The sequence below is a fragment of the Actinomadura rubrisoli genome (genome assembly GCF_004349215.1).
Classification (GTDB): Bacteria; Actinomycetota; Actinomycetes; order Streptosporangiales; family Streptosporangiaceae; genus Spirillospora; species Spirillospora rubrisoli.
This window is the reverse complement of record NZ_SMKU01000192.1, coordinates 1-17,667: the sequence shown is the minus strand read 5'-3', so window position 1 is coordinate 17,667 and position 17,667 is coordinate 1. Positions and strand designations below refer to the sequence as shown.

Below are 17,667 nucleotides of genomic sequence, written 5' to 3'. Positions count from 1 at the left end.
GGGCCTTGCGGTCCAGCTTGCCGCTGGAGGTGAGGGGGAAGCGCGGGAGCGTCACCACGTCGTCAGGGACGAGATGGGCGGGCAGGGCGGCGGCCAGGTCGGTGCGGAGCGCGCCGACGTCGGGGGCGTCGCCGTCCGGCGCGACGATGTAGGCGACCAGGCGTCCGCTGCCGGGGCCGTCGCGGCGGACGACCACGACGGCGTCAGTGACACCGGGGCGGGCGCGCAGCGCCGCCTCGATCTCGCCGGGTTCGATCCGCAGGCCCCTCAGCTTCACTTGGTGGTCGGTGCGGCCGAGGTACTCCAGGTCGCCGCCGGTGTTCCAGCGCACGAGGTCACCGGTCCGGTACAGGCGCTCCCCCGGCGCGCCGAAGGGGTCGGCGACGAACCGCTCCGCCGTCAGCGCGGGCCGGTTCAGGTAGCCGCGGGCCAACTGGACCCCGGCCAGGTACAGCTCGCCGGGGACACCGGGGGGCACCGGCCGGAGCCGCGCGTCCAGGACGTGCACGCGGGTGTTCCACACCGGCTTCCCGATCGGGACGGTCCGCGCCCCGGGACGGTACTCCCAGTGGGTCACGTCCACGGCGGCCTCGGTCGGCCCGTACAGGTTGTGCAGCGGCACCGGGAGCAGTTCGCGCAGCGCGGCCGCCGTCTCGGCGGAGAGGGCCTCCCCGCTGGTGAACACGCGGCGCAGGCTCCGGCAGGAGGGGACGCCAGGGTCGGTGAGGAACGCCTTGAGCATCGACGGGACGAAGTGCAGGGTGGTGACGTCCTGCTCGCGGATCAGCGCGGTGAGGTAGGCGGGGTCGCGGTGCCCGCCGGGCTCGGCGAGCACGACCGAGGCGCCCTCGCACAGGGCCCAGAAGAACTCCCACACCGACACGTCGAAGGTGGCGGGGGTCTTCTGCAGGACGCGGTCGTCGGCGCGGAGCCCGTACCTGGCCTGCATCCACGCCAGCCGGTTGACGATCGCGCGGTGCGGGACGACGACGCCCTTGGGCCGTCCGGTGGACCCGGAGGTGAAGATGACGTAGGCGGCGTCGTCGGGTCCGGCGGGCCGCGCGCCGGACGCCGTGGACCCGGCGGACCCGATGGACCCGATGGACCCGGTGTACGCCGTGGGCGCCGTGGGTGCGCCGTCTGGCCGGAACAGCCCCGGAACACCGGTGGCGGCCCAGCCGGGCAGGCCACCCGAGTCGCGGGCCAGCAGCGCGGCCGGGGCGGCGTCCGACAGCAGGTCGGCGCGGCGGGCGGCCGGGTCGTCCGGGTCCAGCGGCAGGTAGGCGGCACCGGCCTTGAGGACGGCCAGCAGCGCCACCATCAGGTCCAGGGAGCGCGGCAGCGCCACCGCGACGATCCGTCCCGGGCCCGCGCCGTGCGCGCGCAGCTCGGCGGCGAGGGCATCGGCGCGGCCGTGCAGGTCGGCGTAGGTGAGGTTCTGCCCGGCGAACCGGACGGCGACCGCGCCGGGGGTCCGGACGGCCTGCGCGTCGAGCCGTTCCACGAGCGTCCCGGGCGGGACGTCGTGGTCGGTGGCGTTCCACGGGCCGGTGATCAGATCGTGTTCCGCGGCGGTCAGCGCGTCCACGCGGGCGACGGGGGCGCCGGGGTCGGCGAGCAGGCGCCCGGCGACCGCCTGGAAGCGGCCCGCGATGGCCCGCGCGGTGTCCTCCTCGAAGCGGGACGCCGCGTAGACGAGGGTCAGGGCGGTACCGGCGTCGTCCTCGCGGAGGGAGAACGCCAGGTCGAACCGGGCGCTGGAGTAGGTGTCCTCCAGCAGGGCGGTGTCCGCGCCGAACAGCCCGGCCCCCGCGCCGGTGTCGCGGTGGTGCAGCACCATCACCTGGAAGAGGGGGTGGCGCCCGGGGACGCGCTCCGGCCCGGCGATCTCCACGAGGCGCTCGAAGGGCAGGTCGCCGTGGTCGAGCAGGGCGATCTGCTCGGACCGGACGCGGCCGACCAGGTCGGCGAACGAGGCGTCCTCGCCCAGGCGGACGCGCAGCACGAGGGTGTTGACGAACAGCCCGGCCAGGTCGTCCAGGGCGGGATCGGTGCGGCCGGAGACGGGCACGCCGAGCGGGACGTCCGTGCCGCCGCCGAGCCGGGACAGCAGCACGGCGGTGACGGCCTGCCACACCATGAACGGCGTCGCGCCCGCCTCGCGCGCGACCCGCGCAGCGGCCTGGTGCAGGGACGCGGGCAGCGCGACCGTGACCGCGCCGCCCGAAGGGTCGGGGACGGCGGGGCGCGGCCGGTCGGCGGGCAGCGGGATCTCCTCCGGCAGCCCGTCGAGCCGGTCCCGCCAGAACGCGGCCTGCCGTTCGGCCTCGGGTCCCGCGAGCAGGTCCGCCTGCCAGAGCGTGTAGTCCCGGTAGGTGAGGGGCGGCGGCGTCCAGCCCGGCGCGCGGCCGGCGGTGCGGGCCCGGTAGGCGGTGTCGAGGTCGCGCAGCAGGACGCCCTGCGACCATTCGTCCCCGGCGATGTGGTGGACCGACACAGACAGCAGCCACGCGCCCGGCGCGTCCAGCCGGTGGAGCACGCCCCGGACGGGCGGCCGCGCGGCGAGGTCGAACCGGGTCCGCTCCGCCGCCGCGACCAGCGCGGGCACGTCGCGCTCGGCCGCGTCGGCGACGCCGAGCGGCGGCCCGTCCGGCAGGACCCGCTGGCAGGGGACGCCGTCCACGTCGGGGTAGACGGTGCGCAGGATCTCGTGCCGCTCCAGCAGGTCGTCCCAGGCGGCGCGGAGCGCGTTCTCGTCCAGATCGCCGTCGATCCGGACGGCGAACGGGATCGTGTAGGAGACGTCGTCCTCGTCGAGCCGGTGCAGGAACCACAGCCGCGCCTGCGCGGGCGACAGCGGGGCCCGCTCGGGCATCGGCCGGGCCGGGGCGGGGGCCGGGCGCTCGGCCCCCGTCCGGGCGGCTCGGCGGACCAGTGCCGCGGGCGTCGGCGCCTCGAACAGGTCGCGGATGGCCAGGCCCGCGCCGAGCAGGCCGCGGAGCCTCCCGACGAGCCGGGTGGCGAGCAGGGAGTGGCCGCCGAGGTCGAAGAAGTCGCCGTCCGGGCCGGCGGGGGTGCCCAGCACGTCGGCGAACGCCGCCGCGACCAGCTCCTCGCGGGCGTCGCGGGAAGCGCGCGCGTCGTCCGGCGGCGCGACGGCCCCCGGTTCGGGCAGCGCGGCGCGGTCGAGCTTGCCGTTGACGTTCAGCGGCAGCTCCGCCAGCACCACCACGGCGGCGGGGACGAGATGCGCGGGCAGCACGTCGCCGAGCGCGCGGCGCAGCGCCTCGCCGCCCGTGCCCGGATCGGCCGCGGCGTAGCCGACCAGGCGGCCGTCGCGGGCCACGACCGCCGCGCGGGAGACCTCCGGCAGCGCCGCGAGCGCCGCCTCGACCTCGCCGGGCTCCACCCGGAACCCGCGGATCTTGACCTGGTCGTCGGTGCGGCCGAGGAACTCCAGCGCCCCGCCGGGCAGCCGCCGGACCAGGTCGCCGGTACGGTAGGCGCGCGCGCCGGGGACGCCGGACGGGTCGGCGACGAAGCGGGCGGCCGTCAGCGCGGGCCGGTTCAGGTAGCCGCGCGCGATGCCGTCACCGGACAGGTACAGCTCGCCGGGGACGCCCTCGGGGACGGGCCGCAGCAGCTCGTCCAGGATCTGGATCCGGGTCCGCGCGATGGGCGCGCCGATCACCGGCGTCGGCGCGTCCGCGAGGTCCGCGCCGAGCGCGTCCACGGTGTACTCGGTGGGGCCGTAGTAGTTGTGGCCGAGGACGCCGGGCGCCTCGCGCAGCCGCGTCCACACCGCCTCGCCCACGCTCTCGCCGCCGAGCAGCAGCAACACCGGCGGCGCCTTCTCCAGCAGCCCCCACGCGAACAGCTCCGCCGCGAAGGAGGGGGTGACGTCGAGGGTGTCCAGGGCCTGCTCGGCGCACGCCGCGACGACGGCCTGCGGGTCCCGGCGGGTGGCGTCGTCCAGCAGGTGCAGCTCGTGCCCGCAGATCATCCAGAGGAGCTGCTCCCAGGAGGAGTCGAAGGAGAACGAGGCGGTGTGGGCGGCGCGCAGCCGCCGCCCGCCCGCCGCCCGGACCGCGCGGGCGAACACGGTGCCGCGGTGGTCGGCGAGCATGACGCCGAGCCCGCCGTGGGAGATCAGGACCCCCTTGGGCCTGCCCGTCGAGCCGGAGGTGTAGATGACGTAGGCGAGCTGCTCCGGCGCGGGCGCCGTGCGGGGGTGCAAGGCGGCTCCGGCGACGCGGGGGTCGGCGGGGTCGACGGTGGGGACGGACGCCGGGAGCGGCACCGCTCCCGGGGCGCCGGAGACGACCGCGCACACCGGCGCGGCGTCCTCGATCGTCGCCCGGATCCGCTCGGCCGGGTGGCCCGGATCCAGCGGCAGGTACGCGGCGCCGGTCTTCAGGACGGCGAGGAGCGCGACGACGAGGTCGGCGGTCCGCGGCAGCGCCAGGGCGACGATCCGCTCGGGCCCGGCACCGTGCCCGGCGAGGACGGTCGCGAGCCGCGCGGCGCGCTCGTCCAGCTCGGCGAAGGTGAGCGTCCGCGGCCCGGCGACGACGGCGACCGCGCCGGGCGTGGCGTCGACCTGACGGTGGAAGACCGTGAGCACGTCCGGGGCGTCGCAGACCCCCTCGCCGGCGGGCGCGGCGGCGGCCTGCCGCTCCCGGGCGATGCGCACGTCGATCCCGGCGGCGGTGCGCGCCGGATCGCCGAGGATCTGGGCGACGACGGACGTCACGCGCTCGGCGACCGCCTCGGCCTGCCCGGCGGGCAGCAGGTCGGGCCTGTACTCCAGGACGAGCCGGGGATCGGCGCCGGGCAGCACCATCAGCGTGAGCGGATAGTGGGTGTAGCCGCGGCTGCCGACCCCGGTGACGCGCAGGCCCGCGCTCGCGGCGGCGCCGTCCTCGGACGGGTAGTTCTCGAACACCAGGAGCGTGTCGAACAGCGTCCCGCCCGGGCCCGCCGCCTGGATGTCGGCCAGGCCGAGGTAGGCGTGGTCGAGCAGGGCGGCCTGCCCGGCCTGGAGCGCGGTGAACGCCTCCGGCAGCCGCGGCGCGGGGTCGAGCCGGACGCGCACCGGGACGGTGTTGCTGAACAGGCCGACCATGTCATGGACGCCGTCCAGCTCGGCCGGGCGGCCGGAGACGGTGGTGCCGAACACCACGTCGCGGCGCCCGGTGAGGCCGCCGAGGACCAGGGCCCATACGCCCTGCAGAACGGTGTTGAGCGTGAGGCCGTGCCGCCGCGCGTAGGCGGTCAGATCCGCGCCGGGCAGCGGGCAGACCAGCTCGGCCGCCCGGCCGGGCGCGACCTGGGCGGCGTGCGGGGCCAGCAGCGTCGGACCGTCGAGGCCGGCGAGCGCGTCCCGCCAGGCGGCGGTCATCGCGGCGGCGCCCCGGCCCGCGAGCCACTCCAGGTAGCGGCGGTAGGGGACGGCGGGCGGCAGCGGCTCGCCGCGGTAGGCGGCCATCAGCTCGCGGACGAACGTCGGCGTGGACCAGCCGTCCATGATCAGGTGATGGGTGGTGACGAGCAGCCGGTGCGAGCGCTCCCCGGTCCGGGCGAGGACGCAGCGCAGCAGCGGCGGCGCGGCCGGGTCGAACCGGTGCGCCAGTTCCTCCTCGGCGAGGGCCGACAGGGCGGCGTCCAGGGCGGCGCCGCGCAGGCCCGACAGGTCGGTCTCCCGCCAGCCGGGCTCGGCGGACGCGGGGACGAGCTGGAGCGGCCGGTCCAGCCCGTCGTGGACGAACCCGGCCCGCAGCCCGTCGTGCCGGGCGAGCATCGCGGCGGCCGCCGCGCGCAGGGCCGGGGCGTCCAGGTCGCCGTCGAGATCGAGGTGGACCAGCGAGGTGTAGACGTCGACGTCGCCGGGCGCGTAGGCCGCGTGGAACAGCAGCCCTTCTTGCAGCGGCGACAGCGGGAGGACGTCGGCGGTGCCGGGGAAGCGGTCCAGCAGATCGTCCAGGGCGGGCCGGTCCAGCCCGGACAGCGGGACGTCCGAGGGGGTGAGCCCGCCCGCGCCGGGACCGGCGGCATGCCGGGCGAGGCCCGCCAGCGCGGCGTGCCAGGCATCGGCCAGCGCCGTGACCTCGGCGGCGGTGAGGACGCCCGGCGCCCAGGTCCAGTGCGCGTCCAGCACGGTGCCCCCGGCGGTCTCCCGCGCGAAGACGTTGATCTCCAGGGCGTGCGCCATCGGCATCGCCGGGTCGGTGCGGACGGTGAAGGCGTCCTGGTCGGCGGCGGGCGTCCACGGAACGCCGCCGTCGCCGCCGTCCCCACTGTCGCCGTTCCCGGCGTTCCCGGCGCCGAAGCGGCCGAGGTAGTTGAACAGGATCTGCGGCACCGGAAGGGCCGCGAGCGCGGGGCCCGCACCGGCGTCCAGGTAGCGGGCGACGCCGAAGCCGAGGCCGTTGCCGGGCAGGGAGCGCAGCATCTCCTTGATCCGCTTGAGGGCCTCCCCCGCGTCCGCTCCCCCGGCGGCCGCGGCGGACGGGTCCAGGCCGCGCAGGTCGAGCCGCACCGGGAACTCGCTGGTCAGCCAGCCGGCGGTCCGGCCGAGGTCGGCGGGGCGGCCGCCGCCGAAGCCCTCCTCGCGGCCGTGCCCCTCCACCTGGACGCTGACGTCGGCGTGGCCCGTCCGGGCGGCCACGGCCAGCCCGAGCCCGGCCACCAGCACGTCCTGCGCACCGGCGCGGAACGTCGCGGGGACGGGGCCGAGCAGGTCGGCGGTGAGCCCGGCGGGCAGGGCGCGGCGCAGGGTCCGGGCGGTGCCGGTGGTGTCGGCGGCGGGGTCCAGCGCGCGGCCGCCGAGCGGGCGCTCCCGGCCGCCGAGCATCCGCGTCCAGAAGGCGGCGGCGCCGGGGTCGGCGTGGGCGGCCAGCCGTTCGGCCCAGCCGCGCAGCGTGGTGCCGGGGGAGGCCGGGAGCGCGCCGCGTTCCCACGCCTCGGCGAGGTCCGGCAGCAGGATCCGCCAGGACACCCCGTCCACGGCCAGGTGGTGGACGGTGAGGCCGAGCCGTCCGGGGCGGCCGGGCCCGGCGTCGCTCCAGACGGCCTGGACGACGGTGCCCGCGGCCGGGTCGAGACGGCCCGCGGCCGCGTCGAGTTCGGTGTCCAGGTCGGCGCCGTCCGGCACCCGCCGCAGCACCCGTGACACCGGGACCGCTCCGGCGGGCAGGACCTCGGCGGCCCAGTCCGGGCCGACCCGCAGCCGCAGGGCGTCGTGGCGGTCGATCAGCGCCTGGAGCGCGGTGGCGAGGCGCCTCTCGCCGGTCGGCGGGACGGGCACCACCACCGACTGGCTGTAGCGGCCGATCGGGCCGCCGAGCCCGCGCAGCCAGGCCGCCATCGGCAGGAGCGGCAGCGGCCCGGTCCCCGCAGCAGGGTCGGCGGGCTCCTCGTCCGCGGCCTCGGCGGCGACGAGCGCGACCGCGGCGGCCGTCTTGCACTCGAACAGGTCGCGGGCGGCGATGGCCAGGCCCCGCCGCCGGGCGCGGGTGGCGGCCTGGATGGCGGAGATGCTGTCACCGCCGAGCGCGAAGAAGTCGTCGTCGGCGCCGACGCGCGGCAGCCCGAGCACCCCGGCGAACACCGCGCACAGCACGCGCTCCCGCCCGGTGCGAGGGGCACGGCCCGGCGCGGCGAACTCCGGGTCCGGCAGGGCGGCGCGGTCCAGCTTGCCGGCGGCGGTCAGCGGCAGCGCCTCCAGCACCACGACGGCGGCGGGGACGAGGTGGCCGGGCAGCCGCGCGGCGAGGCGCTCGCGCAGCGCGTCCCCGTCCTGCATGCCTGTTCCGTCCTCCATGCCGGCTCCGTCGCCCGTGCCCGCCGTGCCGGTGACGTAGGCGACGAGCCGGCCGCCGCGGGCGACGGCCACCGCCTGGGCCACCCCGGGCTCGGCGGCCAGGGCCGCCTCCACCTCGCCGGGCTCCACCCGGTACCCGCGGATCTTCACCTGGTGGTCGGCGCGGCCCGCGAACTCCAGGCCCCCGTCCGGCGCGCGCCGCACGAGGTCGCCGGTGCGGTACATGCGCGCGCCGGGCGGGCCGCCGGGGGCGGCGACGAACCGCTCCGCGGTCAGGTCCGGGCGGCCCCGGTAGCCGCGCGCCAGTCCCGGGCCCGCCAGGTACAGCTCGCCGGTCGCGCCGGGCGGGACGGGCCGCAGCGCACCGTCCAGCACCAGGGCCCGGGTGTCCGCGACCGGCGTGCCGATCGACGGCGCCTCGTGGTCCGCGACGGCGGCGCCGAGGGCGTCGACGGTGTACTCGGTCGGGCCGTAGTAGTTGTGGGCGAGCACGCCCGGCACGGCGCGCAGCCGCGACCACAGCGCGGGCGGCGCGGCGTCGCCGCCGAACAGCAGCAGCCGCGGCCGCCTGGCGGGATCGTCGAGCAGCCCGGCGTCCAGCAGTTCCAGGGCGAAGGCGGGCGTGACGTCCAGGACGTCGTGGCCGCGCCGGACCAGCGCCGACGGTTCGCGGCGCTCGTCCTCCCCCGCCAGGTGCAGCTCGTGGCCCGCGAACAGGTAGAGGAACGCGCCCCAGGAGGAGTCGAAGGAGAACGAGAAGGTGTGCGCGACCTTCAGTGGCGTCCCGTCCGGCCGCGCCGCCGCTGCCATGGTCGTGCGCAGGTGGTCGTGGAACAGGTTCACTAGGCCGCGGTGGGTGACCTCGACGCCCTTGGGACGTCCCGTCGAGCCGGACGTGAACAGGACGTAGGCGAGCCCGTCCAGGAGCGGCGCGTCCGGGAGCGGACCGGACGGTTCGCCGTCCCCGTCGCCGGGAGCCAGCACCACCGTCCCGGCGGGCAGGGGGAAGGAGCCGTCGGACACGGCGCAGACCGGCGCGGTCTCGGCCATCAGCCGGGCGATGTGCTCGGCGGGGCGGTCGCCGTCGAACACCAGGTACGCGGCCCCCGACTTCAGGACGGCGAGCAGCGCGACGACGAGGTCGGCCGAGCGCGGCAGCGCCACCGCGACGACCCGATCCGCACCGGCGCCGTGCGCGCGCAGGCGGCGTGCGAGCCGGTTGGCGCGGGCGTCCAGCTCCCCGAAGGTGAGCGTCTCGCGGCCGGTGACCACGGCGGCGGCGCCGGGCGCGCGTGCGGCGTGGCGCTCCAGGATCCGGGTGAGCGGCTCGGCGGGCGGGTCGAAGGCGGGGCCGGTGAGCGGCGCCCGCTCGTGCGGCAGCGCGACATCGAGCAGGCCGGCAGGTGCGTCGTGGCCCGCCGCGAAGCCGTGCAGGAAGGCCAGGAACCGGTCGCGGTGGGCGCGCAGGGCCTCGGGGGTGTGCGCGGCGGGGTTGGCGTCGAACTCGAACGCCAGCTCCCCGGCGCGGTGGTAGACGCTGACCTCCAGATCGTCCACCGGCCCGGCGGCGAGGTTGTGCGCGGTGCCGGCGGCGGGCCCGAAGCGCAGCCGGTAGTCGAAGGGCTTGATGTTGAGGGTCGGCCCGGTGAGGGGCCGTCCGGTCCCGACGAGGCCGAGGTCGCGCTGCAGGTCCTCGCTCCGGTACCGCTGGTGCGCCCGGACGGCGGCGATCTGCCGGCCGGTCTCCCGGGTGAGCTCGGCCGGGGTCGCGCCGGGCCGGACGGGCACCACCACCGGCAGGACGTTCACCGCCATGCCCGGCACGCGGGCGGCGCGGGTGCCCATGCGTCCCATGAACGGCATGCCGAGCACGACGTCGGTGGCGCCGGTGACACGGTGGGTGTAGGCGGCGAACGCGGCGGCCGCCACCTCCGCCCAGGTGCCCCCGCACGCCTTGGCGGCGTCCCGCACGGCGGCATTGGTCTCCGGCGGCGCGGCGGCGCACTCGCGCAGGAACGTGGCGGCCGGCGGGCGGGGCACGGCGGCGAAGCCCCGGGGGTCGGCGGCGCCGCCCCGGTAGCCGCGCCAGAACTCCCGGTCGGCGTCCTGCTCGGCCGAACCCGCGTAGGCGGCCTCGTCCGCCAGCAGCGCCGCGAGCGGCTCGAACGGCGAGGGCGGCGCGTCCGTGCCGTCCACGCGGGCGGTGTAGAGCTGCGCGGCGCGGCGGGTCAGCAGGGTCACCGAGTAGCCGTCGACGAGCACGTGGTGGTAGCGCTGGAACCACACGTGCTCCTCGTCGCCGACCACGAAGAGCGTCTGGGTGGACAGGCCGCCGCCGGTCAGGTCGAGCGGCCGGGCGAGGTCGGCGCGCATCCGCGCGTGCGCGGCGGCGGACGGGTCGGGCTCGTCCCGCAGGTCGACGACCTCGGGCGGCGCGGGCCGCGCCGCGCCGGGGACCTGGCGGGGACCGGCGGGGGTGTCGGCGAACCGGACGCCGAGCACCTGCGCCTCGCCGAGCGCCCCGGCGACGGCCGCGCGGAAGGCCGCGTGGTCCAGCGGCCCCCTCACCTCGACGTACTGGCTGACGTTGAAGCCCGGGTGGGAGGGGTCGATGCGCTGTGCGTACCAGACGCCTTCCTGGGCTCCGGTCAGGGCGAGGGGGTGCGCGCCGGACATCACGGCCTTTCGGTGCTGGCCGCGCCGGGCGCGGCGGCGGAGGTCAGGACAGGCCCCGCAGGACGGTCTCGATCTGGCCGAGAACCTGCGTCAGGGTGGTGTACCGGTCCGCGTAGCTGTAGTCGATGCCGTGCACCTGGCCGGACTTGGCGGCCTTGAGCAGCTTCCAGGAGCCGGTCCGGAGCAGTTGGTCGACCTCCGGGGTGAACTTGCCGCCGGAGCGGCCGATGAGCACGACGTCGGCGTCGCCCAGCAGCGAGATCCGCTCCTGGGAGTACTCGTTCTGGTGGGTGTCGGTCTTGGCGGACTCCTTGGCGAAGCCCGCGCCGAGGCCGTCGAGGACCTGCCCGATCCACGAGGTGCGCGTGTCGATGAAGTACTTGCCCTGGCCGTAGGTGGAGACGATCGTGAACTTCTTCGTCAGGGCCTTGGCGTACTTGCCCTTCACCTCGGCGAGCCGGGCGGCGTAGGCGGCCTTCAGCTCCTTGAGCTTGTCCTCCTTGCCGACGGCCTGGGCGATCTGCTCGGCGTTCCGGACCAGCTCGCTGGGCTTGGCGACCTTGAAGTACAGCGTCGGCGCGATGGCCTTGAGCTTGTCGATGGGCCAGCCGAAGTCGGCGCCCTCGACGACGATCAGGTCGGGCCGCAGCGCGGCGACCTTCTCCAGGTTCACCTGGTCGCCCGCGCCGATCTCGGGGATCTTGGCGCCGGTGGCCGCCTGCTGCGGGGTGAGCTCCAGCGGCTCCTCGATCTTGGTGGTGCCGACGGGCACGACGCCGACGTCCAGCAGCGCGCCGGTGGCGTAGCTGATCCCGACGACCCTCTTCGGGTTCGCCGGCACGGTCACGGTGCCGTTGGCGGCCCTGACCGTCCGCGAGGTCGCGGCGGCCGGCGCCGGCCCGGCCGCCTCCGGGTCGTCCGAATCGCCGCAGCCGACGAGGGTGAATGCGCTGACGGCGAGGGCGGCGACGAGCAGCCGCGATCCGCGGATGAGGGCGTTCATGGTTCTCCTGGGGAATGGGTCACGCGGGCTCGGCCCAGCCGAGCCCGTCGGCCGAGGGGACGAGCCCCCCGGGCAGCAGCGGCGCCTCGCTGGTCGCGGAGCCGAGGACGCCGCGCCGCTGGATCTGGTTCATCTCCTGCATGACGTCGCCGACGACGCCGACGCCGAAGAGGTGGTTCATCCGCTCGCCGGAGGCGGTGGTCATGTCGCCGGTCGCGGTGACGGCGTCCGCGAGGGAGCGCGAGGAGGCCCGGAACCGTCCGACCATCTCGGCCGGGTCGGTCAGGGCGGCCTCGCCCGACGCGACCCCGCCGACGAGCGTCACGAACGCCTCCATCGCCGAGGTGTCGAAGGCGGTGACCTTCTTGGCCTTCCAGAAGTAGCTCTCCTCCTCCCCCTGCATGTCGTAGAAGGCGCTGAGGAACTCGTAGAACACGCCGTACTCGCGGCGGTAGCGGCCCTCGAACTCGCCGAACGCGCGCTCCTCGGACAGGTCGCCGCCGAGGACGGCGTTGAGCGAGCGGGCGGCGAGGAGGCCGGCGTAGGTGGCCAGGTGCACGCCGGTGGAGAAGACCGGGTCGATGAAGCACGCGGCGTCGCCGACCAGCGCCATGCCGGGCCGCCAGAAGCGGGTGTTGGCGTAGGAGTAGTCCTTGCGGACGCGCACCTCGCCGTAAGTGCCGGTGGTGACGCGCGTGGCCTCGCTGAGGTGGTCGCGGACGATCTCGCAGCGGTCGATGAACCCGAGCAGCGCCTTCTCCCGCGCGGCCTGGCCGCCCTGGATCTCCTGCGCGCGGGTATTGCTGATGACCGCGCCGACGCTGGTGAGCGTGTCGCTGAGCGGGATGTACCAGATCCAGCCCTCGTCGAACGCCGCGCACAGGATGTTGCCGGAGTCGGGGCCGGGGAGCCGCCGTCCGCCCTCGAAGTAGCCGAACAGCGCCAGGTTGCGGAAGTGCTCGGAGTACACGCGCTCGCCCCCGGCGTGGGTGCTGATCCGCGTCCGGTTCCCGGAGGCGTCGATCACGTACCGGGCGCGGACCTCGCGGGCCTCGCCGTCCGCGCCGGTGTACCGGACGCCGCGCACCCGGTCCGCGTCGGCGAGCACCTCGCCGACCGCCGCGTTCTCGCGGACCTCGGCGCCCTTGGCCGCCGCGTTGCGCAGCAGGATCTCGTCGAACTTCATCCGCTCGACCTGGTAGGCGTAGGAGGTCGGCCCGGAGATCTCCGGCGACAGCGCGAACAGGAAGTTCCACGGGACGGGGTTGGTGCCCCAGCGGAAGCTGCCGCCGCGCTTGACCATGAAGCCGGCCGCCTCCATCTCCGCCTCGACGCCGAGCAGGCGGCAGACGCCGTGCACCGTCGCGGGAAGCAGCGACTCGCCGATCTGGTAGCGGGGGAAGGTCTCCTTCTCCAGCAGGAGCACCCGGTGGCCGCGCGCGGCGACGAGCGCCGCGGCGGTGGAGCCGCCGGGGCCGCCGCCGACCACGACGACGTCGTACTGCTCGGTCTTCACGTGAGATCTCCTTCGCGGGGCGTCAGCGGGCGAGCCGCTCGACCCACTGGGCGACGGTGGGACGCTCGGCCAGGTCGACGATCTCGACGTCGACCCCCTCGGCGCGCCACCGCTCGATGAGCGTCATCAGGCGGATCGAGTCCAGGCCCTGGTCGGTCAGCCGGGCGTCGTCGGTGAGGTCGTCCGCTCGCACGCTCAGCACATCGGCCACGTCGGCGCGGATCCGTTCGGGGGTGAGCGGGTTCCGCTCCATCGGTCACACTCCTTGGCGGACTTAGGTAAGGCTTGCCTAAGAATGAAGATCGCATCGCGACCTGTCAACCCTCCGCCGGGAGTCCGCCGACCGCTCTTGACGATCTCCCGGGACATCTGAAATATAGGTATGCCTAACCTAACTTAGGTAGACCTAACTTGAGGATGGCGAACATGGACGAAGGCGTGGCGGTGGTGACCGGCGCGGCCGGCGGCATCGGCGCGGCGACCGTGGCGGCCCTCGCGTCCACCGGCCGCCCGGTCGCCGCGCTGGACGTCAACGGCCGCGCCCTGCACGAACTCTGCGACGGTCTCCGCGAGAAGGGATGCGCCATCGAGGCGCACCTCGTCGACATCTGCGACGCCGCCGCCGTCGAGACCGTCTTCGACGCGGTGGAATCGGTGTTCGGGCCCGTGACCGAGGTCGTCAACGTCGCCGGGGTGCTGCTGCCCTCATCGGTCGTCGCGACCAGCGACGGCGACTGGGCCACGACCTTCGCCGTCAACACCACGGGCGTGTTCGTGGTGTCCCGCGCCGCCGCCCGCAGGATGGCCGGACGTGGCCACGGCGCGATCGTCACCGTCGGCTCGAACGCCGGCGGGATCCCCCGGACCGGCATGGCCGCCTACGCCGCGTCCAAGGCCGCCGCGGCCCACTTCACCCGCTGCCTGGGGCTGGAGCTGGCCCCGTACGGCGTCCGGTGCAACGTGGTCTCGCCCGGCTCGACCGACACCCCCATGCTGCGCGAGCTCGGCGCGGGCGACGTCATCGGCGGCGACCCGGCCGCCTACCGCACCGGCATCCCGCTCGGCCGCGTCGCCGACCCCGACGACATCGCCGACGCCGTCCTGTTCCTGCTGTCGGAGCGGGCGCGGCACATCACCATGCACGAGTTGTACGTCGACGGCGGCGCAACGCTGCGCGCTTGAACCCGGAGCCGAATCCTTGACGATCCTCACCCAGTCCCGCGCCGACCTCCTCAGCGACTACCGGCCCGAGGACTCCTTCTTCTTCCGGTCCGCCGGCCACGCCCTGCTCGCCGAGGGCACCGCCGCGGTCGTCCCCACCTGCAACAGCGCGGGCGGCGCCGCCGACGCCCTGGTCCGGCGCGTCCGGACCACGCTCGCCGAGGCCGAGGCGGCCGGGCAGCCGCGCCCCATCGTGGTCGGCGCCCTGCCTTTCCGCCCCGTGACCCCGGCCCGCCTGCGCGTCCCCGCCACCGTCCGCTGGACCGGGCCGATGGCCGCGCAGGCGCCGCCCCCGGCGCTGCCGGCCCGCTTCGGCTCGCTGCGGCACGTCCCATCGCCGGACGACTACCGGAGCGGCGTCACCGCGGCGCTGGACCGCCTCGCCGACGGGCCCGCACGCAAGATCGTCCTCGCCCGCGCGCTCTACCTGGAGGGCGTCCGCCACCACGGCGTCGCGGCGATGCTGCGCCGCCTCGCCCACGGCAACCCCGACGGCTACGTGTTCGCCTTCGACCTGCAACCGGGCCGGATCCTCCTGGGCGCCAGCCCCGAGCTGCTCGTCCGGCGCTCCGGCGGCCGGGTCACCGCCAACCCGCTGGCCGGCTCCGCGCCGCGGCACGCCGACGCCCTGGCCGACGCCCGCGCCGGCGAGCGGCTGCTGGCCTCGGCCAAGGACCTGCGCGAGCACGCCGTCGTCGTCGAGGCGGTCGCCGAGGGGCTGCGCCCCTACTGCCTGGACCTGGAGGTCCCCGACACGCCGTCGCTGCTGCGCACGCCCACGCTGTGGCACCTGTCGACCGTCGTCCGCGGGCACCTGCGCGACCCCGAGGTCACCTCGCTGCACCTGGCGACCGCGCTGCACCCCACGCCCGCCGTGTGCGGCACCCCCCGCACGCTGGCGATGCGCGCCATCGGGGAGATCGAGCCGTTCGACCGCAGCTTCTACAGCGGCGTCGTCGGCTGGACCGACTCCTCCGGCGACGGCGAATGGGCCGTCACGATCCGCTGCGCCGAGGTCGCCGACCGGGAGATCCGCGTCTACGCCGGCGCCGGGGTCGTCGAGGGCTCGACGCCCGACGCCGAGCTGGCCGAGACCACCGCGAAGTTCCGCACGTTCCTGCGCGCCATCGGCATCGAGCAGGACCTGTGATGCTCGAACACTGCGTCCCCTGGCCCGCCGAGGCCGCCGCGCGCTACCGCGCCGCCGGGTACTGGCGCGGCGAGACCTTCGGCGCCCTGCTCACCCGGCTCGCCGCCGCCCACGGCGACCGCGTCGCGGTCGTCGACGGCGCCCGCTCCTGGACCTACGCCGAGCTGTCCGCGCGGGCGTCCCGGCTCGCCGCCGGCCTGCGCGACCTGGGGATCGCCCCCCGGGACCGGGTCATCGTCCAGCTCCCGAACGCCGCCGAGTTCCTGGAGACGGCCTTCGCCCTGTTCCGGCTCGGCGCGATCCCGGTGTTCACGCTCCCGGCCCACCGGTCCAGCGAGATCGTCCACCTGGCCCGCCACTGCGCCGCCGTCGCCTACGTGGTCGCGGACGAGCACGCCGGGTTCGACTACCGGACGCTCGCCCGCGAGGTCGTGGCGCGGGCGCCCGGCGTGCGGCACGTGCTCGTCGCCGGCGACGCCGGGGAGTTCACGCCCCTGGACGGCGTGCGCGCCCCCGAGCCCGCCGACCTCCCGGGCGCCGACCCGGCCGACGTCGCCCTGTTCCAGCTCTCCGGCGGCACCACCGGCACGCCCAAGATGATCCCGCGCACCCACGACGACTACCTGTACAGCATCCGCGCCAGCGCCGAGATCTGCGGGCTCACCCCGCGCACCGTCTACCTGGCCGCGCTGCCCGCCGCGCACAACTTCCCGATGAGCTCCCCCGGCGTCTTCGGCGTCCTGCACGCCGGCGGCCGCGTCGTGATGGCCGCGCAACCCGCCCCGAGCACGGCCTTCCCGCTGATCGAGGCGGAGCGGGTCACGCTGACCGCGCTCGTCCCGCCGCTGGCGCTGCTGTGGATGGAGACCGCCCGCACCACCCGGCACGACCTGTCCAGCCTGGAGGTCCTCCAGGTCGGCGGCGCCCGGCTCGGCAACGAGGCCGCGGCGCGCGTCCCCGGCGCGCTCGGCTGCGACCTCCAGCAGGTCTACGGCATGGCCGAGGGCCTGGTCTGCTACACCCGGGCGGGCGACCCGCAGGAGTACCGGCTCACGACGCAGGGACGGCCGATCTCCCCCGACGACGAGATCCGCGTGGTCGGCCCCGATGGCCGCGAGGTCCCGCCCGGGGCCCCCGGCGAGCTGCTCACCCGCGGCCCGTACACCATCCGGGGCTACTACCGGGCCGGCGAGCACAACGCCGCCGCGTTCACCCCCGACGGCTTCTACCGGACCGGCGACGTCGTCAGCCGCCTGCCGTCCGGCCACCTCGTGGTGGAGGGCCGCGAGAAGGACCAGATCAACCGCGGCGGCGAGAAGATCGCCGCCGAGGAGGTCGAGAACCACCTGCTCGCCCACCCCGCCGTCCGGGACGCCGCCGTCGTCGCCGTCCCCGACCGGTTCCTCGGCGAGCGGACCTGCGCCGTCGTCGTCCCCCGCGCGGCCGCCGCGGGCGCCGCCGCCCCCGACGCCGCCGCGCTGCGCGAGCACCTCCGGAGCCGGGGCCTCGCCCCCTTCAAGATCCCCGATCGGTTCGAGATCGTCACCCGGTTCCCGGTCACCGGAGTCGGCAAGATCAGCAAGCGGGAGCTGCGCCGGGCCCTGGCCGCGCGCCTCGCCCCACCCACCTAGGAGTCACCATGGGCCTGCCCCGGATCGCGTCCTACCCGATGCCCGGCACCCTGCCGGCCAACCGCGTCACCTGGACCGCGGACCCCTCCCGCGCCGTCCTGCTGATCCACGACATGCAGAACTACTTCGTGGACGCCTTCGCCCCCGCCGCCTCCCCGATCCCCGAGCTCCTCGCCAACATCATCGCCCTGCGCACGCGCTGCGCCTCTCTCGGGATCCCCGTCGTCTACAGCGCCCAGCCGGGCGCGCAGAGCGCCGAGCAGCGCGGCCTCCTCCAGGACTTCTGGGGCGCCGGGATCCCCGCCGACCCCCGCGCCGCCGAGATCATCGCGCCGCTCCGGCCCGCCGCGTCCGACATCCGGCTCACCAAGTGGCGCTACAGCGCGTTCCAGCGCACCTCCCTGGACGACGTCCTGGCCGCCCTCCAGCGCGACCAGCTCATCATCACCGGCGTCTACGCCCACATCGGCTGCCTCATGACGGCGTGCGAGGCGTTCATGCGCGACATCGAGGCGTTCTTCGTCGCCGACGGCACCGCCGACTTCTCCGCCGACCACCACGCCTCGGCCCTCACCTACGCCGCCGAACGCTGCGCGGTCACCCTCAGCACCGGCGACCTGCTCTCCATGCTCACCCACCGCCCCTCCC

General features: G+C 76.0%; 8 protein-coding genes. 4 read left to right on the top strand and 4 right to left on the bottom strand.

Annotated elements, in window-relative coordinates:
• The 4 genes from E1298_RS29215 to E1298_RS29200 all read right to left on the bottom strand — a co-directional run.
• Positions 1-10,498, bottom strand: a 10,498-nt coding sequence (locus E1298_RS29215; protein ID WP_131898875.1) for a non-ribosomal peptide synthetase, incomplete at its 3' end; no start/stop codon positions are given.
• A 43-nt stretch (positions 10,499-10,541) separates the two neighbouring features.
• On the bottom strand, positions 10,542-11,501 hold the full coding sequence (locus E1298_RS29210) for an ABC transporter substrate-binding protein (RefSeq protein WP_131898873.1): 960 nt from the start codon (positions 11,499-11,501) through the stop codon (positions 10,542-10,544).
• Between the two features lie 19 nt (positions 11,502-11,520).
• Positions 11,521-13,017, bottom strand: a complete 1,497-nt coding sequence (locus E1298_RS29205) for a tryptophan 7-halogenase (RefSeq protein ID WP_131898871.1) — start codon at positions 13,015-13,017, stop codon at positions 11,521-11,523.
• Positions 13,018-13,039: 22 nt separating this feature from the next.
• Positions 13,040-13,270, bottom strand: coding sequence for a phosphopantetheine-binding protein (locus tag E1298_RS29200; protein ID WP_131898869.1), 231 nt, complete (start codon positions 13,268-13,270; stop codon positions 13,040-13,042).
• Positions 13,271-13,434: 164 nt separating this feature from the next.
• Between E1298_RS29200 and E1298_RS29195 the strand changes: the two genes are divergently transcribed.
• The 4 genes from E1298_RS29195 to E1298_RS29180 form a co-directional block, all read left to right on the top strand.
• Positions 13,435-14,199, top strand: coding sequence for a 2,3-dihydro-2,3-dihydroxybenzoate dehydrogenase (locus E1298_RS29195; RefSeq protein WP_131898867.1), 765 nt, complete (start codon positions 13,435-13,437; stop codon positions 14,197-14,199).
• Positions 14,200-14,215: 16 nt separating this feature from the next.
• On the top strand, positions 14,216-15,388 hold the full coding sequence (locus E1298_RS29190; protein ID WP_131898865.1) for an isochorismate synthase: 1,173 nt from the start codon (positions 14,216-14,218) through the stop codon (positions 15,386-15,388).
• The gene (locus E1298_RS29185) at positions 15,388-17,019 is read left to right on the top strand and encodes a (2,3-dihydroxybenzoyl)adenylate synthase (RefSeq protein WP_131898863.1); all 1,632 of its coding nucleotides are present in this window, start codon (positions 15,388-15,390) and stop codon (positions 17,017-17,019) included. The genes E1298_RS29190 and E1298_RS29185 overlap by 1 nt, the downstream gene beginning before the upstream one ends.
• Before the next feature lie 8 nt (positions 17,020-17,027).
• On the top strand, positions 17,028-17,667 hold a 640-nt coding region (locus E1298_RS29180), incomplete at its 3' end, for an isochorismatase family protein (RefSeq protein ID WP_131898861.1).